Origin of the sequence: Micromonospora sp. NPDC005806 (assembly GCF_042871425.1) — a bacterium.
Taxonomy (GTDB): domain Bacteria; phylum Actinomycetota; class Actinomycetes; order Mycobacteriales; family Micromonosporaceae; genus Micromonospora.
The window spans coordinates 1-23,278 of the sequence record NZ_JBIAIL010000055.1 but is presented as its reverse complement, the minus strand read 5'-3'; the positions used below and the strand labels follow the sequence as shown (position 1 = coordinate 23,278).

The 23,278-nt window shown below is 74.0% G+C and carries 21 protein-coding genes; 8 read left to right on the top strand and 13 right to left on the bottom strand.

Annotation, left to right across the window (positions count from 1 at the left end; all coding sequences use genetic code 11):
- The first annotated feature begins 10 nt into the window (after window positions 1-10).
- Window positions 11-2,755 carry a M14 family zinc carboxypeptidase gene (locus ACFYOS_RS33110; RefSeq protein WP_387150206.1) on the top strand — a complete coding sequence of 915 codons (2,745 nt, stop codon included), beginning with the start codon at window positions 11-13 and terminating at the stop codon, window positions 2,753-2,755.
- A 74-nt stretch (window positions 2,756-2,829) separates the two neighbouring features.
- Here the strand turns inward: ACFYOS_RS33110 and ACFYOS_RS33105 are convergent, their stop codons facing one another.
- From ACFYOS_RS33105 to ACFYOS_RS33090, 4 genes are all read right to left on the bottom strand, one after another.
- Window positions 2,830-4,113: a citrate synthase gene (locus ACFYOS_RS33105; protein ID WP_387150203.1), complete on the bottom strand. Its 1,284-nt coding sequence runs from the start codon at window positions 4,111-4,113 to the stop codon at window positions 2,830-2,832.
- A 206-nt stretch (window positions 4,114-4,319) separates the two neighbouring features.
- Complete coding sequence (locus tag ACFYOS_RS33100) at window positions 4,320-6,365, bottom strand: sulfatase-like hydrolase/transferase (RefSeq protein WP_387150200.1); 2,046 nt, start codon at window positions 6,363-6,365, stop codon at window positions 4,320-4,322.
- Complete coding sequence (locus ACFYOS_RS33095) at window positions 6,358-7,773, bottom strand: class I SAM-dependent methyltransferase (RefSeq protein ID WP_387150198.1); 1,416 nt, start codon at window positions 7,771-7,773, stop codon at window positions 6,358-6,360. The genes ACFYOS_RS33100 and ACFYOS_RS33095 overlap by 8 nt, the downstream gene beginning before the upstream one ends.
- 5 nt (window positions 7,774-7,778) lie before the next feature.
- Window positions 7,779-7,928 (bottom strand): hypothetical protein, encoded by a 150-nt coding sequence (locus ACFYOS_RS33090; protein ID WP_167604403.1) that lies wholly within the window; start codon window positions 7,926-7,928, stop codon window positions 7,779-7,781.
- A gap of 182 nt (window positions 7,929-8,110) precedes the next feature.
- Here ACFYOS_RS33090 and ACFYOS_RS33085 point away from each other — a divergent pair, with 182 nt between their 5' ends.
- Window positions 8,111-8,509 carry a VOC family protein gene (locus ACFYOS_RS33085; protein ID WP_387150195.1) on the top strand — a complete coding sequence of 133 codons (399 nt, stop codon included), beginning with the start codon at window positions 8,111-8,113 and terminating at the stop codon, window positions 8,507-8,509.
- 16 nt (window positions 8,510-8,525) lie between these two features.
- Here the strand turns inward: ACFYOS_RS33085 and ACFYOS_RS33080 are convergent, their stop codons facing one another.
- From ACFYOS_RS33080 to ACFYOS_RS33060, 5 genes are all read right to left on the bottom strand, one after another.
- Complete coding sequence (locus ACFYOS_RS33080; protein WP_387150192.1) at window positions 8,526-9,230, bottom strand: helix-turn-helix domain-containing protein; 705 nt, start codon at window positions 9,228-9,230, stop codon at window positions 8,526-8,528.
- A 74-nt stretch (window positions 9,231-9,304) separates the two neighbouring features.
- The gene (locus ACFYOS_RS33075) at window positions 9,305-10,552 is read right to left on the bottom strand and encodes a glycosyltransferase (RefSeq protein WP_387150189.1); all 1,248 of its coding nucleotides are present in this window, start codon (window positions 10,550-10,552) and stop codon (window positions 9,305-9,307) included.
- A 2-nt stretch (window positions 10,553-10,554) separates the two neighbouring features.
- Entirely contained in the window at window positions 10,555-12,894 is a 2,340-nt protein-coding gene (locus tag ACFYOS_RS33070; protein ID WP_387150186.1) for an ArnT family glycosyltransferase, read from the bottom strand.
- Window positions 12,895-12,939: 45 nt separating this feature from the next.
- Window positions 12,940-14,448, bottom strand: coding sequence for a sensor histidine kinase (locus ACFYOS_RS33065; RefSeq protein WP_387150184.1), 1,509 nt, complete (start codon window positions 14,446-14,448; stop codon window positions 12,940-12,942).
- The gene (locus ACFYOS_RS33060) at window positions 14,426-15,166 is read right to left on the bottom strand and encodes a response regulator transcription factor (protein ID WP_387150227.1); all 741 of its coding nucleotides are present in this window, start codon (window positions 15,164-15,166) and stop codon (window positions 14,426-14,428) included. Before ACFYOS_RS33060 ends, ACFYOS_RS33065 begins: the two co-directional genes overlap by 23 nt.
- Before the next feature lie 202 nt (window positions 15,167-15,368).
- On the opposite strand from ACFYOS_RS33060, the gene ACFYOS_RS33055 reads away from it, so the two are divergent.
- Genes ACFYOS_RS33055 through ACFYOS_RS33045 form a run of 3 tightly spaced genes read left to right on the top strand, consistent with a single transcriptional unit; the run spans window position 15,369 to window position 17,917 of the window.
- Entirely contained in the window at window positions 15,369-16,190 is an 822-nt protein-coding gene (locus ACFYOS_RS33055; RefSeq protein WP_387150181.1) for an FAD:protein FMN transferase, read from the top strand.
- A 9-nt stretch (window positions 16,191-16,199) separates the two neighbouring features.
- A complete protein-coding gene (locus ACFYOS_RS33050; protein ID WP_387150179.1) occupies window positions 16,200-17,096 on the top strand; it encodes an SDR family oxidoreductase in 897 nt (298 codons plus the stop codon).
- A complete protein-coding gene (locus ACFYOS_RS33045) occupies window positions 17,093-17,917 on the top strand; it encodes an alpha/beta fold hydrolase (protein WP_387150176.1) in 825 nt (274 codons plus the stop codon). Before ACFYOS_RS33050 ends, ACFYOS_RS33045 begins: the two co-directional genes overlap by 4 nt.
- Window positions 17,918-17,923: 6 nt before the next feature.
- Here the strand turns inward: ACFYOS_RS33045 and ACFYOS_RS33040 are convergent, their stop codons facing one another.
- Window positions 17,924-18,139 carry a hypothetical protein gene (locus tag ACFYOS_RS33040; protein WP_387150173.1) on the bottom strand — a complete coding sequence of 72 codons (216 nt, stop codon included), beginning with the start codon at window positions 18,137-18,139 and terminating at the stop codon, window positions 17,924-17,926.
- A gap of 183 nt (window positions 18,140-18,322) precedes the next feature.
- On the opposite strand from ACFYOS_RS33040, the gene ACFYOS_RS33035 reads away from it, so the two are divergent.
- Together ACFYOS_RS33035 and ACFYOS_RS33030 are read left to right on the top strand one after the other, a co-directional pair.
- A complete protein-coding gene (locus ACFYOS_RS33035) occupies window positions 18,323-19,285 on the top strand; it encodes a serine/threonine-protein kinase (RefSeq protein WP_387150171.1) in 963 nt (320 codons plus the stop codon).
- A gap of 87 nt (window positions 19,286-19,372) precedes the next feature.
- Window positions 19,373-19,801, top strand: coding sequence for an OsmC family protein (locus ACFYOS_RS33030; protein ID WP_387150168.1), 429 nt, complete (start codon window positions 19,373-19,375; stop codon window positions 19,799-19,801).
- Between the two features lie 4 nt (window positions 19,802-19,805).
- Here the strand turns inward: ACFYOS_RS33030 and ACFYOS_RS33025 are convergent, their stop codons facing one another.
- Entirely contained in the window at window positions 19,806-20,756 is a 951-nt protein-coding gene (locus ACFYOS_RS33025) for an endonuclease/exonuclease/phosphatase family protein (protein ID WP_387150165.1), read from the bottom strand.
- Between the two features lie 331 nt (window positions 20,757-21,087).
- Here ACFYOS_RS33025 and ACFYOS_RS33020 point away from each other — a divergent pair, with 331 nt between their 5' ends.
- Complete coding sequence (locus ACFYOS_RS33020; protein ID WP_387150163.1) at window positions 21,088-21,927, top strand: hypothetical protein; 840 nt, start codon at window positions 21,088-21,090, stop codon at window positions 21,925-21,927.
- 5 nt (window positions 21,928-21,932) lie between these two features.
- Here the strand turns inward: ACFYOS_RS33020 and ACFYOS_RS33015 are convergent, their stop codons facing one another.
- Both ACFYOS_RS33015 and ACFYOS_RS33010 read right to left on the bottom strand, forming a co-directional pair.
- The gene (locus ACFYOS_RS33015) at window positions 21,933-22,472 is read right to left on the bottom strand and encodes an ATPase (protein ID WP_387150161.1); all 540 of its coding nucleotides are present in this window, start codon (window positions 22,470-22,472) and stop codon (window positions 21,933-21,935) included.
- A 168-nt stretch (window positions 22,473-22,640) separates the two neighbouring features.
- Window positions 22,641-23,087 carry a response regulator gene (locus tag ACFYOS_RS33010; protein ID WP_387150158.1) on the bottom strand — a complete coding sequence of 149 codons (447 nt, stop codon included), beginning with the start codon at window positions 23,085-23,087 and terminating at the stop codon, window positions 22,641-22,643.
- Window positions 23,088-23,278 lie beyond the last annotated feature (191 nt).

Sequence of the window (23,278 nt, the reverse complement as noted above, 5' to 3'; positions counted from 1 at the left end):
CGTCACCGCAATGCTCCTGCTGGCCGGCCTGACGCCGTTGCTCGGCGCCGCCCCGGCCGGCGCCACCACCACGCCCGGCTGCAGCACCGACCCCGCCGCCCGGCTGTCCACCGTGCCCAGCCCGGAGTCCACGCTGGGCTTTCCGCTCGGCACGGGCCAGGAGCGGGTGGTCACCAACGACGAGGTCCGTAGCTACCTGAAGGCCGTCGACGACGCCTCCGACCGCGTCGTCACCGGCGTCATGGCCACGAGCGTGCTCGGCCAGCCGCTGCCGTACGCCATCGTCTCCAACGAGCGGCATGTCCAGCGGGGCGCCCTTCAGCAGATCGCCAATGACATCCGCGACCTGCGGGATCCGCGCCGGATCACGGCGAAGAAGGCGGCCGAGACCGCCACCGACCGCCCGGCCATCGTCTGGGTGACCGCGAACGTGCACGGTGGGGAGAAGAGCGGCACGGACGCCGCCCTCAAGACCCTCTACGAGTTGGCCTCCGGCCTGTCCTGTGCGGTCGCGGAGCGGAACGACAACCTGGTCACGATCATCGTGCCGACGCAGAACCCGGACGGCCGCGACGCCAGCCGCCGGCAGAACGAGTACGGCTTCGACATGAACCGGGACTGGTTCGCGCGGACCCAGCAGGAGACCGACGGCAAGATCGAGCTCCTGCGGCAGTACCCGCCGCAGGTCTTCATCGACGCGCACGAGATGGGTGGCCGGCAGTATTTCTTCCCGCCGAACGCCGACCCGATCCACCACGAGATCGCCGGCGAGGCCGTCGACTGGATCAACCGGATCGGCGAGGCCAACAAGGCCGGTTTCGGCTTCAACGGCGCCTGCGGCGGAGCCGTCACCAGTGAGTGCTACTTCAACTACGCGACGTACGACATGTTCTTCATGGGGTACGGCGACACGGTGCCCGCCGCCGGCTTCGGCGCCGCCGGCATGACCTTCGAGAAGGGCAGCGCGTCGGCGGTGGCCGACCGGGTCCAGCAGCAGTTCAACACCCAGTGGTCGACGCTCGGCTGGGCCGCCACCAACAAGCACGAGGTGCTGAGCAGCTACTTCAAGATCTGGACCGACGCGCTCGCCGAAGGCCGGGCCGGGGTACTGGAGCCGAACGAGGTGGTCCAGCCCACCAACACCGTCCAGTTCCCGGTGCCGGACCTCAAGGTCCGGTCGTACTTCCTGCTCCCCGACCGTCAGCTCGGCGACGTGCGCCGGCTGGTCGAGCGGCTACGCCGGATGGACGTCGAGGTGTACGAGGTGACGAAGTCGACCACGGTGCCGACCGCCCGGATCTTCGGCGGCCGCTCGGCGACCGACGTCACCGTGCCGGTCGGCGCGTACTGGATCCCGATGGACCAGCCGCAGAAGCACTGGATCCAGGCGATCATGGGCGAGGACCCGTACGTGCCGTTCCCGTACTTCTACGACGTGTCGTCCTGGAGCAATCCGCTGCTGATGGGTGTGGACACCATCTACACGGCCGACGACGTCCGGCCCCAGGCCCAGCTGGTTCGGCAGATTTCCGGCGGCAAGACCTCGGCGGCCGGGGCGAAGGGCTCGTACGCGTACCCGCTGGACTCCGCGGCGGCGGCCGAACTCACCTTCCGGCTGCTCGGCCAGGGCGTGCCGGTCGTCCACGACCTCGACACCAGTGTGGTCGGCTTCCCGGCGACGAGCCTGACCCAGGAGATCGACGGGCTCGCCCGGTCCCTCGGGGTGACCCTGACTCCGCAGGCCACGGCGGCCGGCGGAACGCCGGTGGACCTGCCCGACGTCGGGCTGTTCCAGGGCACCGGCATCTCCACCACCTCCGGCTCGCACGGCGAGGCGCGGTATGTGCTCGGCAAGCGATGGGGCCTGGACCTGAAGCCGGTGACCACCGCCGACATCAACGACAACACGCCGGCATTCACCGGGCGCACGGTGCTGCTCGTGCCGGACGGCAGCAGCTCGACCGGCGGGCTCACCACCGCCGGGCAGGCCAACCTGCGGAACTGGATCGCCCAGGGCCACACCTACCTCGGCCTGCGCAACGAGGGCACCCGGATGGCCCGGGCCGCCGGCCTCACCTCCACCACCGAGAAGACCAAGCCGGCGGGCTACCAGATGATCGGCTCGCACTTGCGGGTCGACGTCGACCACGACAGCCCGGTCGCGCTGGGCCGCCCGGCGGAGGACTTCGAGTTCAACAACAGCGATTCGATCCTCAACCCGAGCACCACCGGCACCAACGTGCTCAGCTACCCGTCCGACGACACCTTCTGGGCGAACGGCTACACCGTGCACGCGGACGCGCTGAAGGGAACGGTCGCGCTGGTCGACGAGCCCACCGGTGCCGGCCGGGCGGTGCTGTTCGCGTTCAACCCGCTCTTCCGGGCGTACAACGAGAACGGGCTGCACCTGGTGGCCAACGCCCTGCTCTACCCGTCGGCGGCGAACCGCAGCGGTCTGCGGAGCACGGCGGGTGTCGACCCCGCCCGGGCGGCCGCGGCGGCGGCACCGGCGGCGGAGAACCTGGGCGGCGAGTGGCGGCCGATCACGGTCGAGGTGGCGGCCGGTGACCGCGACCGCGCCGCAGCGGTCGTCGCCCGGTACACCGACACCGCCCGGGTCTCCGTGGCGAACGGGTCGGCCTACCTGGTGATCCCGAACCCGGACGGCCTGCCGGCCGACGAGCACCCGTTCCTGCGTGACCTGGTGAGCGCCATTCGGGACGCGCAGATCCCGCTCCGCGCCGTGGTGGGCTGACGCACCGGCCCCCCACCCGACACGAAGGCCGCCGACCCGCAGGGGGTCGGCGGCCTTCGTCGTGCGGACCGGGGTCAGCGCTCCGCGGCGGGAGCGTAGTCCCGCTGCGGGTAGCCGGTGTAGATCTGCCGCGGGCGGCCGATCTTGGTCTCCGGGTCGTTGATCATCTCGCGCCACTGGGCGATCCAGCCGGGGAGGCGGCCCAGGGCGAACAGCACCGTGAACATCTTGGTCGGGAAGCCCATGGCCTTGTAGATCAGGCCAGTGTAGAAGTCCACGTTCGGGTAGAGCCGGCGGGAGACGAAGAAGTCGTCCGCGAGGGCGATCTCCTCGAGCTGCACCGCGAGGTCCAGCAGCGGGTCCGGCTTGGCCATCCGACCGAGCACGTCCTGAGCGGCCTTCTTCACGATCGCGGCGCGCGGGTCGTAGTTCTTGTAGACCCGGTGGCCGAAGCCCATCAGCTTCACGCCGTCCTGCTTGTCCTTCACCTTCTGCACGAAGGAGCGGACGTCGCCGCCGTCGGCCTGGATCCGCTGGAGCATCTCCAGCACGGCCTGGTTGGCGCCGCCGTGTAGCGGGCCGAAGAGCGCGTTCACGCCGGCCGACACCGAGGCGAAGAGGTTGGCGTTGCTGGAGCCGACCAGCCGCACGGTCGAGGTGGAGCAGTTCTGCTCGTGGTCGGCGTGCAGGATGAAGAGCATGTCCAGCACCCGGGCCACCACCGGGTCGACCTCGTACGGCTCGGCCGGCACGCCGAAGGTCATCCGCAGGAAGTTCTCGACGTAGCCCAGCGAGTTGTCCGGGTAGAGCAGCGGCTGGCCGATCGACTTCTTGTACGCGTACGAGGCGATGGTCGGCACCTTCGCCATCAGCCGCACCGTGGACATCTCCACGTGGTCGGAGTCGAACGGGTCCAGGCTGTCCTGGTAGAAGGTGGAGATGGCGCTCACCGCGGAGGAGAGCACGGCCATCGGGTGCGCGTCGCGCGGGAAGCCGTCGAAGAAGCGGCGCATCTCCTCGTGCAGCAGCGAGTGCCGGCGGATCCGCTCGCTGAACTCGGTGAGCTGGGCCTGGGTGGGCAGCTCGCCGTAGATCAGCAGGTACGAGACCTCCAGGAAGGAGGACTTCTCGGCCAGTTGCTCGATCGGGTAGCCCCGGTACCGCAGGATGCCCGCGTCACCGTCGATGTAGGTGATCGCGGACGAGCAGGACGCGGTGTTGACGAAACCGGGGTCGTAGGTGGTCATCCCGGTTTCCTTGAGCAGGTTGCCCACCTTGATGCCGGCGGGGCCCTCGACCGCGGACTGCACCGGCATCGACAGCTGCCCACCGGGGTGGTCGAGCTTGACTTCCGTCATGTGTTCCTCGCTTCGCCGGCAAGATCTTCATTGAATTGCCTTCGCTTTTACCGTAGTCACGGTCGGGAGGACACCGCTCGTCATGGTTCGAGGGTGAGGTATGCGTCACCCGATTCCCGACTTGCCGGCTCGGAAACCCTGTGGAAGCGCGACCACGCCGGCCGCCTCCGGGGCGGTCCGCAAGGCTACCGGGGGCCGGCGGACGGTCAGGACACGGTGAGCCGTCGCAGGCTGCCGTCGGTGCCGACCCGGTAGATGTCCAGCCGGTTGGCGCCGACCGCGAAGAGCCGGTCGTCGGGGAGGAGGGCGGCGAACCGCCGGCCGCCGTTCTCCGGCGGGACGACCGGGACGACCGCGCCGACCGTGCCGTTGACCGCCACCGCGAGCCTCGTTCCGTCCGGCACCGAGGCGGGCACGGTGCCCCAGACCAGCGCGGGCAACTCCCCGTGCTCCGGGTCGACGGCGCGGAACGCGGCGAGGTTCGCCACCGTCGCCGTACCCCCGGCGGGCTTGTCCCCGACCCGGGTGCCGACCAGCGGGTCGGGGGCGGCCCGGGCGGGCGGGCTCGGCACCCCGCCGGTGATCGTCACCGGCTGCCCGGGCCGGTCGTAGAAGCGTTTGTCGGCCCGCCCCCGGGGGGCCTGCTTCGCCGAGCGGCCGTCCATCCGCCAGGGGACCCGCACGTGGGTCTCGTCCAGGATGGTGGGGAGCAGGTCCACGTGCTCCCAGTTCCGGTCGTCGACCCGGCCGGTGCGCTGGCCGGGCCGCTTGACGAACATCGGCACCCAGGCGACCTGGTCGGCGGCGTGGTGGATGGCGTCCAGCCCCCGGCCTTGCCAGTCCTTCAGGAAGCTCACCCCGTGGTCGGCGGTGACCAGGATCAGCGCCTTGTCGTACAGACCGGTGGCGCGCAGGGTGCGCAGCGTCTCGCCGATCAGCCGGTCGGTGTAGCCGAGCTGGGCCAGATGCCGCGCCCGGGCCAGGTCGACCCAGCCGGCGCCGTCGTTGGGCAGGTCCTCCGGCGCGGCGTAGTGCGCCCCGGACGGCAGGTACGCCCACGGCGAGTGCGGCATCAGCAGGTGCAGGAAGTGCAGGGTGGGCCGGGACGACGGGCGCAGCCCGGCCAGGAAGCTGGTGAACCGGGCCGGCTGGTTGTCGTCCAGCGTGTCCCAGCGGAACTTCGGGTCGTCCGGGACCGGCTCGGCGGCGTCCAGCCCCGCCTCGGCCCGGGTCAGTTCCCGGTACGAGGCCTCCGGGTCGACCCGGCTGTCCACCGGCGCGGTGACCTGGCGCAGCAGCTTGCCGCTCTCCCGGACCAGCACCCCGAGCCCCTGCTGGGGGCTGACCGGCTGGTCGCACCGGCTGGGCGGGCAGAGCCGGGTGATGCTCTCCTCGGCCTTGACCTCGTACAGGCCGCCGAGGGCGGTGAACAGGTTGTCGGGGTACTGCGAGTAGTGCGGGGCGAACGGTTCGGCCGGGTAGCGGCCGGTCAGCATGGCCGGCAGCGCGTAGGGGGTCCAGCCGCTGACCCCGGTCGCGTTGCGGTACCAGGTCGAGCCGGCGGCCAGCTCGGCGAAGTGCGGGTACCGGGTGGCGTCGATCTTCCCGTCCGGGCCGAGCAGCGAGACCAGCGGCAGCTCGTCCAGGACGATCATGACCACCGGCGGGTGGGCGCCCGCGCCGGCCACCCCGGCGGCGCCGGCATGGCCACGCGGCAGCACCACCGCCGAGGCCGGCGAGGCGAACAGGAACAGGCCGACGAAGACCACCGGCCCGACCGCGGCCACCCGCAGCACCCGCGCGAGCGCCCGCCACCGCCGGTGCGCAGCCGCCCCGGCGGCGCCGACCACGCCCGCCGCCAACAGCAGCGGTACGCCCCGCAGCGGCGTGGTGTGCCGCCCGACCTGGACGGCGAGGGCGGCCAGCAGCAGCCCCACCAGCACGGTGTGCACGGCCACCCGGGCGACCCGGCCAGCGGGCAGGCTGGCCGCGCCGAGCAGGGCGAACGGCACGGTCGGCGCGATCGCGACGAGGGCCACCAGGAGCAGGACGTCGAGCCGGGTGGCCCGGTGGAACAGGAAGAAGTCGGGGCTGCGGCCGAGCACGTCCAGCAGCGGCTGGGTGACCACCAACCCGACCAGCGCCAGCACCTCCGCCAGGCGGCCCAGCTCGGCCCGCCAGGTCGCCCGGTCCCGGGGTTGCTCCGGTGGGGCCGGCCGGACCGGCGGGGGCGCGAGGGTCTGCTCAGCCACCCACCACCACCTGGTAGAGCTTCCGGGTGCCGGACGGCAGCGCGACCCGGCGCACAATGCGGCCGTGCCGGGTCAGCAGCGCCTCGAACGTCTCCCGCCGGTAGTCGGGAAAGAGGCCGTCCGGCTTGTTGGCGAGCAGCCGGCGGGCCATCGGGTCCTCGGGATGGACGAACTCCACCACCAGCGTGCCGCCGGCCGTGCCCAGCCCGACGAGCTGGTCCAGCACCTCGGCCAGCGGGATGTTGCGGCCGATCGCCAGGTGGTGCACCAGCGCCAGGGCGAGCACGACGTCGGCCCGGGCCCGGTCGGCGAAGGAGGCCCGCTCGACGCCCCGCCAGCCTCCGCCGGGTGACGGGTCGGCCAGGTCCATCACCAGCGGCAGGATCCGCCGCTCCCGCTCGTCCCGCAGCGCCCGGTAGAGGGCGTCGGCCACCGCCGGGTCCTGCTCGACCGCGACCACGTGGTCGGCGTGCCGGGCGGCGATCCGGGCGTACCGGCCGTCGTTGGCGCCCAGGTCGAGCACCAGCCCCGGGCCGGTGGCGGCCACCGCCCGGTCGACGAACTGCTCCTTGGTCCGCCGGTCCGGCACCGAGTACGCACAGGTGCGCTGGTAGTCCGCCCAGTGGCTCTCCCCCGGCCGGTGGTCCAGGCGGCGGACCAGCTTCGCGAGGCCGCGTACGGTCGCCACGGCCAGCTCGCGGGAATACCCGGCGGCCCGGAGCTGGGCGCGTACGTCGGTGGTGCTGGCACGGGCGTTGCGGGTCTGCATCGCGCCGTGCAGGTGGACATGGGTGAGCGCCCCGGCCCGCAGCCGGCGGGCACCGCCGAAGAGGCGACGCATCTGGTCCGGCTCGATGCCGTCGATCCGGGACCGCAGCCAGGGCTGGAAGTCCAGCCCGAGGTGGGCCTGGAGCAGCAGCGGGTAGAGCAGGGTCTGGCAGAACTGCCGGTACCCGGCCCATGGCTCCCCGTCGCGGGCCGGCTCGAACGAGCCGACGTCGATGAAGACCGGCGCGGCGCCCCGCCACTGGAGGTTGTAGGCCGAGCCGTCCTTGGTGGTGAACCCGGCGGCGAGGGCCGCCGCGAGGATCTCAAGGTGCAACAGGGCGGCGTCGCGGAGCATCGCGTACGACCACTCGTACGGGTGGGAGACGAACGGGATGCGCTCGTGCCGGAGCACCGCCGCCCAGGGCACGTCGACCGGGGTGGGGATCAGTTCCTCGGTGCCGCAGACCTTTCCCGTGTCGAGCAGGTCGCGGAAGAAGTCGCTGGCGGCAAGGGCCCGCCAGTCGCGGGCGGACCGGTCGTCCAGGCCGCGGAGCACCTCGCCGTGTCGGTGGAAGATCCGGTTGCCGGGGTCCCGGAAGGAGCCGGGCTCGACGCGTACGCCGGTGTCGGAGACGGCCACGCGGGTCAGCCCTGGTCAGTGGGCTGGCGGCGGAACCGCGCGACCAGGCGGCGCCAGTAGAGCTTGGCGGCGACCGCGGCTCCGGCGACCCCGCCGACCACCGCCTGCACGATCAGGCTGCCGGACCCCGCGTCCAGGTAGGCCAGGTGCGTCACGGCTGCTCCCTTCCCCTCGCCCGTTGTCGAAGCCCAGCCCGATATGAGGGTTTTCACCCTCTAAGCCGGACTTGTCCCCAACCGTACGCCCTCGGACCGAGCCGTGCGGGCCACACCGGTCACTCAGCCCCCGTCCGATCCGTTCAAGACAGCCGGCCCCGCCCGCCCCTACCGTGGCCGACATGACACCGCACTTCGACCTGATCGGCATGGTCGTCACCGACATGGGCCGCACGCTCGACTTCTACCGCCGGCTGGGGCTCCCGGTGCCGCCGGGCGCGGAGCACGAACCACACGTGGAGGCAACCCTGGACAACGGCGTCCGGCTGGCCTGGGACACGGTGGAGACGATCCGCAGCTTCGACCCCGACTTCACCCCGCCGACCGGCAGCCCGCGAACCAGCCTGGCCTTTCGCTGCGCCGACCCGGCCGAGGTGGACCGCTGGTACGCCGAGCTGACCGCCGCCGGCCACCACGGCCACCTGCCGCCCTGGGACGCCTTCTGGGGCCAGCGGTACGCGGTCCTGCACGACCCGGACGGCAACGCCGTCGACCTGTTCGCCCCGCTCAAGACGGACTGACCCGCCGCCGCGCCGGTCAGGCCGGGTTCGTCGGCAGCAGGCGGGTCGGGGATACGCCGGCCAACTCCTTCACGTCCCTGGTGAGGTGGGCCTGGTCGGCATACCCGGCCAGCGCGGCGGCCTCGGCCAGCGGGGCGCCGGCACGGGCCAGGTCGAGGGCGCGGCGCATCCGCAGGATGCGGGCGAGCGTCTTCGGGCCGTACCCGAAGAGGAGCTGGCTGCGCCGGTGCAGGGCCCGCGCGCCGAGGCCGACCTCGGCGGCGGCCGCCGCCACGGTCGCACCGGCGGCCAGCCGGGCGGCGATCCGCACCCCGAGCGGGTCGGGTCCGCCGGCCGCCCGCAGCCGCGCCACGGCCACCGTCTCCAGCAGCGCGGCGACCGGTTCGGCGCGGACCTCCTCGATCCGCTCGGCCAACTCGGTGGCCGCCCGCCCCCACAGGTCGGCCAGGGGCACCCGCCGGTCCCGCAGTTCGTGCGCGGGCACCCCGAACACGGCCGGTCCGACGCCGGGCGGCAGGCGCAGCCCGACCCACCGCTCCCCCGGCACACTGACCGAGAGCTGAGCGGTCCGATCCGGCCCCGCGACCAGCAGCCCGGCCCGGCTGGACCAGAGCAGATCCAGACACCCGTCCGGCAGCACCCGCGCCGGCGCCGCCCCGGCGGCGATGCCCTCCCACACCACCGCCCCGGCGACCCCCACCGCGGCCCGCTCCCGGTACATCCCACCAGCCTCCCACCCGCCCCGCGGTGATCACGAAGGTGTCGTCATGTCCCTCGGCGTGTCGCGACAACAACTCATGATCGACCCGGTGGTCCGGGGCGGCGGTGGTGCATGGCGAGGCGGAGCAGGGTGAACCGGAGCGCGGTGGCCGCGAGGTTCGCGGCGACCAGCACGGGCAGCTCCACGCCGCGGGGTGGGGTGCCCGCGGCGGCGTGCAGGAGCGCCAACGACCCGCTGGTCAGGGCCAGGCCGAGGGCGAAGGCGAGCAATCCCTGGAGGTGGTGCCGGCCGGCGTGCCGGCGACCCGTGACACCGAAGGTGAGCCGGCGGTTGGCGGCCGTGTTGGCCACCGCGGTCACCAGCAGCACGAGCAGGTTCGCCGCCTGCGCCCCGAGCGGAGCCCGGGCCAGCACGAACAGCACCAGGTACGCGACCGTGCTGGCCACCCCGATCGCGGCGAACCGGACGAGCTGCCGGGCCAGCCCGACCGGCACCTGGGCCGGCGGCGGGTGCAGGGGCGCCCGCCCGAGCTGCGTACGCAGGTCGGCCAGGGGCAGCGCCCCGGTCACCAGCGCCCGGCCGAGCCGCCAGATGCCGCGCAGGTCGGCCAGCGCGGTGGCGACGACGTCCACCCGGCTGTCCGGGTCGTCCACCCAGTCCACCGGCACCTCGTGGATGCGCAGCCCGGCCCGCTGGGCCAGCACGAGCAGCTCGGTGTCGAAGAACCAGCCGGTGTCCTGGACCAGCGGCAGCAGCCCCGCCGCCACGTCGGCGCGGATCGCCTTGAACCCGCACTGGGCGTCGGAGAAGCGCACCGCGAGCGTCCCGCGCAGCAGCAGGTTGTACCCGCGCGAGATCACCTCCCGCTTGGCGCCCCGGACCACCCGGCTGGTCCGCGCCAGCCGGGTGCCGATCGCCAGGTCGGAGTGGCCGGAGATGAGCGGCGCCACCAGCGGCAGCAGCGCCGCCAGGTCGGTGGAGAGGTCCACGTCCATGTACGCCAGCACCGGCGCCGGCGAGACCGACCAGGCCGCCCGCAACGCCCTGCCCCGACCGTTGGCGTCCAGGTGCAGCACGCCCACCTCGGGCAGCTCCGCGGCGAGCGCCTCGGCGACCGCGAGGGTGCCGTCGACGCTGGCGTTGTCCGCCACGGTGATCCGGAACGGGTACGGGAAGTGCCCCGTGAGGTGGGCGTGCAACCGCCGTACGCAGGGGCCGAGATCGACCTCCTCGTTGTACACCGGGATCACCACGTCCAGCACCGCCGTGGGCGTCGTCGACCGCGCCGCTACCGCCGCCCGGGGTTCACTCGTCCAGGTCATGGTCACCCCTGCGTTCCGCTGCGGAGGTCGTACACGGTCACCCCGTCGACGGTCTTCGCGCTGAAGTGCTCGGCGACCCAGGTGGCGATCTCCTGGGAGGCGTTGCTGCCGCCGTTGGCCCGGAACCCGCCGCCGCCGATGAAGTAGTGGATCTTCCCATCGGCGACGTACCGCTGGAACTCGGCCAGGGTCGGGGACGGGTCGCTGCCGTTGAAGCCGCCGATCGGCATCACCGGCTCGCGGGTGGCGAGCTGGTAGCCGGAGGCGTTGTTCGAACCGACGGTCGCGGCCACCCAGGTGTAGTCGTCCGCGTCGGCCTCCAGCAGCGCCTTGAGCTCCGTGCTCGGCTCGCGGGCGTCGAGCAGCCCCGCCATGCCGCCGCCGCGTTGCGACCGCCCATCGCCGCCCGGGCCCTGACCCTGGGCGCCAGCTGGGAAGCCGGGGACCTGCCCGGTCGGGCCGCCGCCCGGGAACTGGCCGCGCTGGGCCCTGCCACCGTTCTGGCCGCCAGGGAACTGGCCGTTCTGGCCGGTGCCGCCGTCCCGCCCGCCCGGGAAGCCGCCGCCGCCGGGGAAGCCACCGCGACCCCCCGGGCCGAAGGTGCCCAGGACGAAGGGGCCGGCGCTGGGGATCGACCCGGTGTGCGGGGTCGCCGCCGTCTCCAGCGAGTACGCGACCGGACCGGCGAGGGCAACGGCCGCGCCGAGCGCCAGCACCACCGGGGCGAGCCGGCGCGGCAACCGGTCGACCAACACCAGCAGCGCGGCGGCGGCGAGGCCGACCACCAGGACGGCGGTCCGCAGCCCCGGGTACCAGTCGGTGCTGCGGCCCAGCAGGTGCCAGGACCACCAGGCGGTTACTGCGACGGTGACGGCGAGCGTGCCGGTGGCGACCAGGGCGCGCCGCCGTTCCGGGCGGGCCGGGGCGGCGGGCTCGGTGCCCTCGGCGGCGATCGCCTCGCCCGGCGTCGCGTCACCGGGCCTGTTCGGGCCCGCCGCCGGAACCGGTCCGGCGGCGATCGGCGGCACCGGGCCGGACGCGACGGACGGGGTGTACCGCGGCGCCGGGAGGGTGGCCGGCAGGGCGGTCCGGGCGCGCCACAGCAGGGTCACGCCGATGCCCACCAGCGCGCCGATCGCCGGGGCCAGGGCCACCGTGTAGTACGCGTGGAAGATCCCGGACATGAAGCTGAAGATCAGCCCGGTGACCAGCAGCCAGCCGCCCCAGAGCAGCAGCCCGGCCCGGGTCCGGTCGGTACGCGCCGCCCGGCCGGCCACCCACAGTCCGGCGACCAGCAGGATCAGCGCGGCCGGCAGCAGCCAGGAGATCTGCCCGCCGACCTCGGTGTCGAACATCCGCAGCAGGCCGCTCTGGCCGGAGAACGGCCCGCCGCCCCCGCCGCCCATCCGGGCGGGGCCGCCGACGCTGCCCTCCTCGTCGCCGGTGATCCGACCCAGACCGTTGTAGCCGAGGGTCAGCTCCAGGATGCTGTTGTGCTGCGAGCCGCCGATGTACGGGCGGGCGCTGGCCGGCACCAGCTCCACGATCGCCACCCACCAGCCGGCGGCGACGACCACGGCCAGTCCGGACAGCAGCAGTTGCCGGATCCGCCGCCAGAAGCCGGTCGGCGCGGCCAGCAGGTAGACCCCGGCGAAGACCGGGATCACCAGGAACGCCTGGAGCATCTTGGTGAGGAAGCCGAGGCCGACCAGCGCGCCGGTCAGCACGATCCACCGGGTGCTCGCCGTCTCCACCGCGCGCACCGTCGCATACGCGGCCGCGACCAGCAGGAAAACCAGCAGCGCGTCGGGGTTGTTGAACCGGAACATCAGCGTGGCGACCGGGGTGACCGCCAGCACCGCGCCGGCGACCAGCCCGGCGACCGGGCCGTACCAGCGGCGGACGGCCGCGTACAGGACACCGACCGAGGCCACCCCGAGCAGCGCCTGCGGCACGAGAATGGACCAGCTGCTCAACCCGAACGCCCGGACCGAGAGCGCCATCAGCCACAGCGAGGCGGGGGTCTTGTCGACGGTGATCGAGTTGGCCGCGTCGGAGGAGCCGTAGAAGAACGCCTTCCAGCTCTCCGAGCCGGCCTGCACGGCCGCCGAGTAGAAGGCGTTGCCCCAGCCCGAGGCGCCCAGGCCCCACAGGTAGAGCAGGGCGGTGGCCAACAGCAGGCCGGCCAGGGCCGGTCTCGCCCAGTGCGGGTCACGGCGTGGCGGTTCGGCGGGCGGGCGGGCCGCCTCCGTCCGGACCGGATCCGGGGCGGGCGCGGGGGCCGGGTCGGTTGCGGGCGACCCGGCCGTGGGCGCGGTCAGCAGGCTCTCTGTTCTGTCCATGCCGGCAAGCCTCGGGCGGCCCGCTGGTCCGGTCCCATGAACGACCTATGCGTCGGCTGTGGATCCCGGCAGCCGCACCGTGAACACGGTCTGCCCGAGGCGGCTGGCCATGTCGACCCGGCCGTGGTGCGCCTCCACCACGGCGGCCACGATGGCCAGGCCGAGGCCGGTGCTGCCGTGCGCGCGGGAGCGCGAGCTGTCCCCCCGGGCGAACCGCTCGAAGACCTCCGGCTGGAGGTCGGCGGGGATGCCGGGGCCGTCGTCGGCGACGCTGAGTTCGACGCCGTCGGCCACCGGGGTCAGCCGGGCGGTGACGGTGGTGCCGGGCGGCGTGTGCACCCGGGCGTTGGCCAGCAGGTTCGCCACCACCTGGTGCAGCCGGTGGCCGTCGCCGGTGACGCTCACCGGCTCGTCGGGCAGGTCGAGTTGCCAGCGGTGGTCGGGGCCGGCCACGTGCGCGTCGCTGACCGCGTTCACCAGCAGCGCGGTGAGGTCGACCGGCTCGGCCGCGAGGGGGCGGCCGGAGTCGAGGCGGGCGAGCAGCAGCAGGTCGTCGACGAGGCTGGTCATCCGGGTGCTCTCCGATTCCACCCGGCGCAGCGCGTGCGCCACGTCCGGGGGCACCTCGTCCCGGCCGCGCCGGGCCACCTCCGCGTATCCCCGGATCGCGGCGAGGGGGGTACGCAGCTCGTGGCTGGCGTCGGCGACGAACTGGCGTACCCGGGTCTCGCTGGCCTGCCGGGCGGCGAGCGCGGCCGCGACGTGGCCGAGCATCCGGTTGAGCGCGCCGCCCACCTGCCCCACCTCGGTACGCGGGTCGGTGTCGGCCTCCGGCACCCGGACCGACAGCGCCACCTCGCCCCGGTCCAGCGGCAGCTCGGTGACTCGGGCGGCGGTGGCGGCGACCCGGTTCAGCGGGCGCAGGGTGGCCCGGACGATCAGCGCGCCGAGACCAACGGCGATGAGCAGCCCGGCGGCGATCAACGCCGCCTGCGCGACCATCATCCACATGATCGTCTCCGCTACGCCGGCGAGCGGGACGGCGAAGATCAGGATGTCGCCGTCGTTGACCTGGCGGGCCACCGCCCGGTATTCGCCGTGGTCGCCCAGCTCGACGGTCCGGGGCTGCCCGTCGGTGGGCTCCGTGGTCAGCGGGGCCACGTCGGCGGGCGGCAGGGCCTCCGAGGTGCCCGCCTCGGTTCGGATCTGGCTGGAGACGACCTCGCCGTCGACCACCTTGACGGCCACCGAGTGCGGCGGGAAGCCGGGCGGCGGTTCCAGCACGCGTGACTGGTCGTCCGCCGAGCGCGGCCACTGTCCGGAATCGCGGAACCAGGGCTGGATCTGACCGGGTCCGCGCTCACCGGCGGTGAGCTGGTTGTCCACCTGACCGATCAGGAAGTGGCGCAGGGCGACGGTGCTCACCCCGCCGATGCCGACGCTCACCAGCGCGAGCAGCGCCACCACGGAGAACACCAGCCGCCGGCGCAGCGACCAACCGGCCAGCCGACCCCGCACCCGCCCCGTCAGGTCACTCCGCGGGCTTGAGGACATACCCGGCGCCTCGCAGCGTGTGGATCATCGGCTCGCGGCCCGCGTCGATCTTCTTGCGCAGGTACGAGATGTACAGCTCGACGACGTTGGCCTGGCCGCCGAAGTCGTAGTTCCAGACCCGGTCGAGGATCTGCGCCTTGCTCAGCACCCGACGTGGGTTGCGCATCAGGTAGCGCAGCAGCTCGAACTCGGTGGCGGTGAGCGTGATCAGGGTGCCGCCCCGGCGTACCTCGTGGCTGTCCTCGTCGAGGCTGAGGTCGCCGACGGTGAGCACCGCGTCCTCCCGGGTGGCGACCGCGAAGCCGGAGCGGCGCAGCAGGGCGCGCAGCCGGGCGATCACCTCCTCCAGGCTGAACGGCTTGGTGACGTAGTCGTCGCCGCCGACGGTCAGCCCGGCGATCCGTTCCTCCACCGCGTCCCGGGCGGTGAGGAAGAGCACCGGCACGGTCGGGGCCTCCTCGCGGAGCCGGCGCAGCACCTGGAAGCCGTCCAGGTCGGGCAACATCACGTCGAGCACCACCGCGTCGGGCTTGACCTGCCGGGCCGTGCTGATCGCGGCCATTCCGCTGCCGGCGGTGGACACCTGCCAGCCCTCGTAGCGCAGCGCCATCGAGAGCAGGTCGGTGAGCGTCGGCTCGTCGTCCACCACCAGCACCCGCACCGGCTCACCGTCCGGTCGGCGCAGCTCGATCCGGCCCTGCGCGGCCCGCCCCTCCATGACCATGTCCCCCATCGTGGACGGGCCCGCTGTGCCGGGCCTGTCCCGATCCTGTGTACCAGCTGTGCGCGCCCGGCGGGGCGTACCGCGCGGTCGGGGCGCGGGCGAGCCCACTGCGGGCGCCCGTCGAAGAGCGCGACGCACAGCCGGGCCACAGGTACGGCCAACGTCCCCTCCAGTCTCGCGCGGCACGCTGTCCGGCATGAGCGTGGAGGGGACCTTCGAGGTCCGCTGGTGGTGGCGGGACCGGCCGGTGCGGGTGGCGGTGACCGACCGTACCGCCCTACCGGCGGCCCGGCGTACGGTGGCCCGCCGGCTGGCCGGGCTGCGCGCGGTCGAGCTGGAGCTGGCCCGGGCGCACCGGGCTGCCGGCCGGTCGGTGCCAGCCGGCCCGTTGCTGCGTGACCTGGTGTCGGTGGCGCTCGGCGCGGCGGAGGCGAGCGGCGGGGCGGTGGACCCGACGGTCGGCGCGGCCCGGCTGCGCCGCGCGGTGGGGCCGGTGCCGGCCTGCGGCTCCGGCTGGGGTCCGGTCGACCGGAGCGGGGACTGGCGGGCGGTGTCGCTGCGCGGCGAGCTGCTGGCGGTGCCGCCGCCGCTCTGGCTGGACCTGGGCGGGACGGCCACCGCGTACGTGGTGCAACGCTGCGCCGAGCGGGTGGCGGCCCGGCACGGGACCGGGGTGCTGGTCGCCCTGGGGTCCCGGCTCGCCGTGGCGGGTCCGGGGCCGGCAGGTGGCTGGCGGGTGGCGCAGGGGCCGCCGACGCTGACCGGTGGCGCGCTGGTCACCGCCGACGTGCTGCGCCCGGACGGCGGCGGGGTGCGCGACCCGCGTACCGGTGGGTCGCCGGCCTCGCCGTGGCGCGCGGTGACCGTGGCCGCCCCGGACGCGGCGCGGGCCGCGATGCTGGCGGTGGCGGCGCTGGCGCGCGGCGCGGACGGCCCGGAATGGCTGGCCGGGCAGGGCGTGCGGTCCTGGCCGCGGACCCGCCGGACGGCCCTTCCGCAGCCGGCTACCCGGTGGTAACTTGCCGGCATGTCCATCGACGATCGTCCGCCTGGCCGGCTGGCCGGCAAGGTGGTGCTGGTGACCGGGGCGGCTCGCGGCATCGGCGAGCACACCGCCCGGCTCGCGGCCGCGCGGGGCGCGAAGCTGGCCCTGGTGGGCCTGGAATCCGACCGGCTGGCCGCGCTCGCCGCCGAGTTGGGCCCCGGCCACGTGTGGTTTCCCGCCGATGTCACCGACCAGGACGCCCTGACCGCGGCGGCCGAGGGGACGGTCGCGGCGCTGGGCGGCATCGACGCGGTGGTGGCGAACGCCGGGGTGGCCAACCGGGGCACCATCGCCGTCGGCGACGTCGAGGCCCTGGTCCGCACCGTCGAGGTGAACCTGGTCGGGGTGATGCGGACGGCCGCCGCCACGGTGGAGGCGCTCACCGCCCGCCGGGGCTACCTGCTGATCGTCTCCTCCGCCGCCGCGTTCGCGGCGCTGCCCGGGATGGCCGCCTACTGCGCCTCGAAGGCGGGCGTGGAGCACTTCGGCACCGCCATCCGGCTGGAGCTGGCGCACCGCGGGGTGGCGGTGGGGACGGCCCATCCGTCCTGGGTGGACACCGACCTGGTCCGGGAGGCTCGGGCCGACCTGCCGGCGTTCGCGGCGACGCTCGGGAAGCTGCCCTGGCCGATGCGGAAGACCGCCTCCGTGCAGGAGTGTGCGGAGGCGTTCGTCCGGGCGATCGAGCGCCGCCGACGCCGGGTGTACGTGCCCCGGGCCGTCGGCGCCGTGCAGGCGATGCGGTCGCTGCTGGTCAGCCCGCTGGCCGACCGGCTGATCGGGCGTATGGCGGCGGCCACCGTGCCACTGATCGAGGAGCAGTCCCGGGCGCTGGGCCGCGGGTTCGGCGTGAGCACCCCACCGGAGGTGCGGCGATGAGCGCTCCCGTGGAGGTGGTCTTCGAGCGGCGTGGATCCGGGTCGCCGCTGGTGCTGCTGCACGGCATCGGTCACCACTGGGCCGCCTGGCTGCCGGTGCTGGACCGGCTCGCCGAGGCGCACGACGTGATCGCGCTGGACCTGCCCGGGTTCGGCCGGTCACCGGTGCTGGCGGCCGGGCTGCCGAAGGACATGCGCGGCCTGGTCACGGCCGTCGCCGAGGTCTTCGCCGCGCTCGGCCTGGAGCGACCGCACGTGGCAGGCAACAGCCTCGGCGGCGCGATCGCCCTGGAACTCGCCGCGGCCGGGGCGGTCTCCTCGGCCACCGCGCTCTCCCCGGCCGGCTTCTGCACCCCGCGCGAACTGCGCTGGGCGCTCACCGTGCTGACCCTGCACCGCAACGCTGCCCGGCTGCCCGAGCCGGTGCTGCGGTCGCTGTTCGGCTCACCGGCGTTGCGGGCCCTCGCCATGGGCATGATCCTGGCCCGGCCGAGCGCGATGGCCCTCGACGCGGCGCTGGCCGACGCCCGGGCGCTGCGGGAGGCGCGGGCCTTCCAGGCGGTGGCCCGGGCCGGACGTGGCTACGCCTTCGCCGGCGCGCCGACCGTGCCGGTGACCGTCGCCTGGGGCACCCGGGACCGGATTCTGCCCTACCGGCAGGCCGCGCTGGCCCGGACCCGGCTGCCCGCGGCCCGGCACCTCGACCTGACCGGCTGCGGGCACGTGCCGATGCACGACGATCCGGAGCTGGTGGTCTCGGTCATCCTCGGCACCACGCGGACCTGCCCGGCGCCGGGGCCGAGCACCACCGGGGCGGCCTGAGCACGCTCACTCGGTGGCGCCGAACGGCTCGGTCCGCACGTACCGCATGGTCCAGGTGCCGTAGCCGTCGCGGTGGTCCCGTTCGTAGAGGTGATCGGCCTCGCCACCGGCCCGTCCGTCCGGGTGGCGCAGGATCCACCGGTGCGGCGGCTCCCCGTCCGATTCCGCCGGCAGGTCCCGCATCAGCTCGGCGGCGGGTCCGCCGACGAACCGTACGCGCACCAGAGCCACCCCGCACCCTCCGTTCCGTGGCCGATACCCGCCGTCACGACGGCCTCTGGAGGCGAAGCTACCCCGCTCCGCCCCGCGCCGGGCGCGAAACCCGTGGCGGTTTGCCCTGCTCGGCGCCGGGGTACCGCGACCCCGAAGCACCCGGGGAGCCGGATGAGGAACGAGGAGTGGTCGATGAGGACGCTGGGCGGGCGGTACGAGCTCGAACAGCGCGTCGGCATCGGCGGGATGTCCGAGGTGTGGCGCGCCCACGACCTCGTGCTGGACCGGACCGTCGCGGTGAAGCTGATCTCCCCCGGGCTGGACGAAGAGGCCACGTCGGTGGAGCGGATCCGGGCCGAGGCCCGTTCCGCGGCCCGGCTGGTGCACCCGAACGTGGCCAGCGTGCACGACTTCGGCACCTCCACGGCGCCGGACGGGCGCGAGGTGCCGTACATCGTGATGGAACTGGCCGAGGGTGAGACGCTCGCGGCGCACCTGCGCGACGGCCCGCTGGACTGGCGGATCGCGGTCCGGGTCTGCGCGGAGGTGAGCGCCGCGCTGGCCGCCGCGCACGCACACGACATCGTGCACCGCGACGTGAAGCCGGCGAACGTGATCCTCACCCCGGCCGGGGTGAAGGTGCTCGACTTCGGCATCGCCACCTCGCCCGGGGCGGTCGACCACACGCCGGACGGCATGGTGGTGGGCACTCCCGCCTACCTGGCGCCGGAGCAGCTCGACCGGCTGCCGGCCACCCCCGCCGCCGACATGTACGCCCTCGGCGTGCTGCTCTACTACGCCCTGGCCGGTCGGCTCCCGTACGCGGCCGGCAGCGCGACCCAACTGCTGGGCGAGCGCCGGCGCCAGCCACCGGAACCGCTGCCGGAGATCGAGGGGCTGCCGGCCGAGGTCGCCGACCTGTGCCGGCGCTGCCTCGCCGACGACCCGGCCGCCCGACCGACCAGCCTGATGGCGGCGCTGCTGCTCGCCGAGGTGGTGGACGCCCGGGTGTACGTCCCGATGCTGGCGGCCATGCCCCGGCAGCGCAGCGCGCCGGTGTCGCCGTGGACCGAACGGGCGGCGGCCGAGGCGACCGAGGCGATGGTCGTCGACGCCCACCCGACCGGCTGCCGGTCCTCGTCACCGGCCCGCTGACGTCTTCCGGCAGCTCAGGCCCGACCGGCTGCGGTTTCGCGGGGCGGGGGCCGGGTAGCCGGGCGGGTGAGTGACGGGAGAATCGCGATGCCGGATCCGAGTTCCTGGCTGCCCGAGACGGCCACGGCGACCGCCGCGGGCGGTCACGTTCGCACCGACGACGGCGGCCTCTCCACCGCCCTGGCGTCCCCGCTGGCGCCGCACTGCACCGGCCTGACGCCCGAGCAGTTGCTGGCCGCCGCCTTCGCGTCCTGCCTGCACCACGCTGCGGTGGAGGCGGCCGGCGAGATCACCGACGAGGCGCACACGGTCGAGGTGACCGCGCAGGCCAAGCTGGGCCGCGACGACGACGGCCGGTACCGGGCCGACGTGCACGCCGAGATCTCCTCCGCCGGCCTCACGCGGGAGCAGCTGGCCGATCTGGTCGCCTACGCCGACCGCCTCTGGCCCTTCTCGACCGGGGACAACAGCCGGCACCGGCTGACCGTCACCCCGGCCGAGAACGGCCGGCACTGACGGCTCACCAGCGGAAGCCGGCGGTCACCGCCCGGTGGTCGCTGTCGGGGGTGTGCAGCACCCCCGCCGCGGTGGGGGTGAGCCCCCGGTAGAGGACGTGGTCCGGGCGGGTCACCGGGAGGTCCGCCGGCCAGGTGAAGCCGAACCCCTGCCCGGCGTCGGCCTGGGCGTCGCGCAGCAACCGGGTGAGCGGGACGAAGACCCGGTCGGTGGTGGCGGTGTTGAGGTCGCCCAGCACCACCAGCCGGGGGGCGTGATCGGCCCGGACGACGGCGGCGAGGGCGGCGAGCGTCTCGTCCCGGGTGGCGGTGTGCCCGGCCCGGGCGGAGCCCAGGTGCACCACGTACACGACGAGGTCGCCCTGCGGGGCGGCCACCACCGCCCGCAACGCCCGGTCCCAGCCCAGGCCGGTGTCGACGCCGTGGGAGTCCCGGATCGGCCACCGGCTCCACAGCGCGACCGTCGACACCGCGGCCCGGTGCGGATAGCGCCGGCCGAGCGCCGTCTCCACCCGGTCCCCGTTGTCGACCTCCTGCAGTCCGATCAGGTCTGGGGCCGCGCCGACGAGCGCGTCGACCGTGGCGGCCGGGTCGGGATTGCCGGAGCGCAGGTTCTGGCTGGCCACCCGGATCGAGGTGGGGCCGGCGCCGGACGCGGGCGGCAGCCAGACGCCGCCGTAGAGGGCGAGCCAGAGCACCGCGGGGAGGGTCACCGCCAGCAGCGCCCGCCGGGAGCGGCGCAGCGCCGCCCCGAGGGCGAGCAGGGGTACGCCGAGGCCGAGCAGCGGGGTGGCGCTGTCCACCAGGCTGCCCAGGCCGTGCACGTTGGGGACTGCCTGGTGGCCGGCGATGAGCGCGGCGAGCAGCACGGCGAGGGCGATGACCACCAGTCCCCGCCGGTCCCGACGACCGGCCGGGTCACCGGCGGCCCGTTCATCGACCATCTGCTCCGTCACCGTCCGCATCGTATCGAGCCGCCCCGCCGGCGGTGTCGGTGATCCCGTCACGCCCCCGCCACCGCCGCCCCTGGCCCCTCCGGCCCCACTACCACCCCAGCTGAACGAGGTGCCCATGGGCCGAACGGAGGAGGCGTGACCACGCCGCCAGGAAGATGATCATCTGCCGACTTGATCCTCCTATTTCCCTCATTCCTGACAAATCCGAAAGGCAAGAAGAGCACCTTTCGTGGATCACCGAGCGTAATGCCGGTGCGGATCATGGCAAATTGTGGCGCATGCCACCAACTACCTTGATGGCAAGCGCCGAGATGCTTTCTAGCCTCGGCGGGTGCCTCCCGACGACTCCCCCGAACAGCAGCCGACCGAGAAGCCCCCCGTTCGCCGTACGATCGACCCGGCATCGGCCGAACGGAGGATCGGACGACACCGGGCCACCGAGCCACCCCGTCGCCGCCCGCTCTCGTCCACCCCCGCCCGGATCGCGGTCGCCACCGGCGTGACCTGCTGTCTCGGCCTCATCGGCTTCGTCGGTGCCAAGGACCTCGGCCGGCACCACGAGCCCGTCCGCGAGATGATGGCCGACCGCGCGGCCGCCGACGCGCAGCAGCGCGCCTCCCGGGACTTCGAGCGCGCCGCCCCGCCGATCCCCGTGCCGGTCACCCCGCTCCCGGTCGCGACCCCCAGCCCGAAGCCGACCAAGACGGCGCCGAAGAAGCCCGTCCGGCCGAAGCACCCCCGCCCGGTCGCCGGCCTGGACCAGCGCCAGATGGACAACGCCAAGGCGATCGTCGACGTCGGGCGGGCCATGAAGATGCCGCGCAAGGCGCTCGTGGTGGCCGTCGCCACCGCCATGCAGGAGAGCAATCTCTACAACCTGGCCAGCGACGTACTGCCCGAGTCCTACGACTACCCGCACCAGGGCAGCGGCTCGGACCACGACTCGATCGGGCTGTTCCAGCAGCGACCCAGCAGCGGCTGGGGCACCATCGCCCAGATCATGCGCCCGGCGTACGCGGCTCGCGCCTTCTTCAGCGCCCTCAACGAGGTGCCCGGCTGGGCGGACATGAGCCTCACCCAGGCCGCCCAGGCCGTGCAGGTCTCGGCCTTCCCCGACGCGTACGCCCAGCACGAGGAGCGGGCGACCACGGTGGTCGCGGCGCTGGTCTAACCGGTTCAGGCGGCCGCGCTGCGCTCGGCGGACCCTGCCCCCGGGTCACCGGACGCGCCCGCGGCGACCCGGGTCGCCGGCACGCCCGCCGCCGCGGTCGGGGTGTCCGCCGGGACCGCGTCGCCGCGCGCCCCGGACAGGATCTCCTCCACCCGGGCCTCCCGCCTCCGGCGGGCCAGCAGTGCCGCCTCGAAGTCGCGGCGCGCCCGCACCGCCTCGGCGTACGCCTGCTCGCGCACCTGGCGGGCCTCCTCCCGGGCGGCCTCCAGCTCGCCGCGGGCCTCGTCCAGCAGCTCGGCGGCCGCCCGCTCGTCAGCCGTGGCGCGGGCCCGGAGGGCGGCGACGTCGCCCTCGGCCGGCGCGGTACGGCGGCGCAGGAAGTCGCAGAGGTGGGTCGCCTCCTGCCGGATCTGGTCGAATTCCCGGCCGGCGCCGGCGGCGCTCTCCGCCCGCGCCGCGAGCCGGACCAACCGGATGCCCAGCTCGTCCAGGCAGGAATCCACCTGCCGCTGGTCATAGCCGGTCTCAACGACGGAGAACCTCATACTGTCGCCCCCCAGGCAGCTGGTGTTACTTCCCCACCTGCCGATCCTGCTGGCTGACGGCGACGCGCGCGGCGGTTCCCACAAAATGTTCAGTATCCGCGTGCCGGGACTCCGACAGCTCCAGCTCGGCGCGTCTGCCGCCGCGCCGCGACCCGGAGCCGTCGAGCCTCAGGCGTGCTTGGGGAGCACGACCACGCGGCCGAAGAACTCGTCGATGCGGCGCACCACGTCGTTGAAGTCGTCCAGGTCGATCGGCTTCGTCACGTACGCGTTGGCCTGGAGGGTGTAGCTGCCGACGATGTCGGTGTCGGCGTTGGAGGTGGTCAGCACGACGATCGGGATGGTCCGCAGGTCATCGTCCCGCTTGACCTCGCCGAGCACCTGCCGCCCGTCCATCCGGGGCATGTTCAGGTCGAGCAGGATGACGTCCGGGCGCCGGGCGTCGCCGTGCCGGCCCTCCCGCCGGAGGAACTCCATCGCCTCCTGGCCGTCGTTCACCACGTCGATCACCTTGTCGACGTCGGAGTCCTCGAGGGCCTCCTCGATCATGAGGACATCACCCGGGTCGTCGTCCACCACGAGGATGCGCACGGGACTCGGGGTGCGTGGGCCCATCGGATTACCTGCTTCGGGTTGAAGGAACCGGACGGTGTGACCACCTGCCGGTCGAGGAAATCTAGTGCGGCGTCCACTAACGTTCACCGGGTTTCTGGTGGTTGTTGTGGATCCTCGCCGTGTGGGCGAGCGACTCCCCACCGGGTGGTGGGGCGGGCCTGCGCGGGCCAACTGATCCTCGCGCCGCCCAG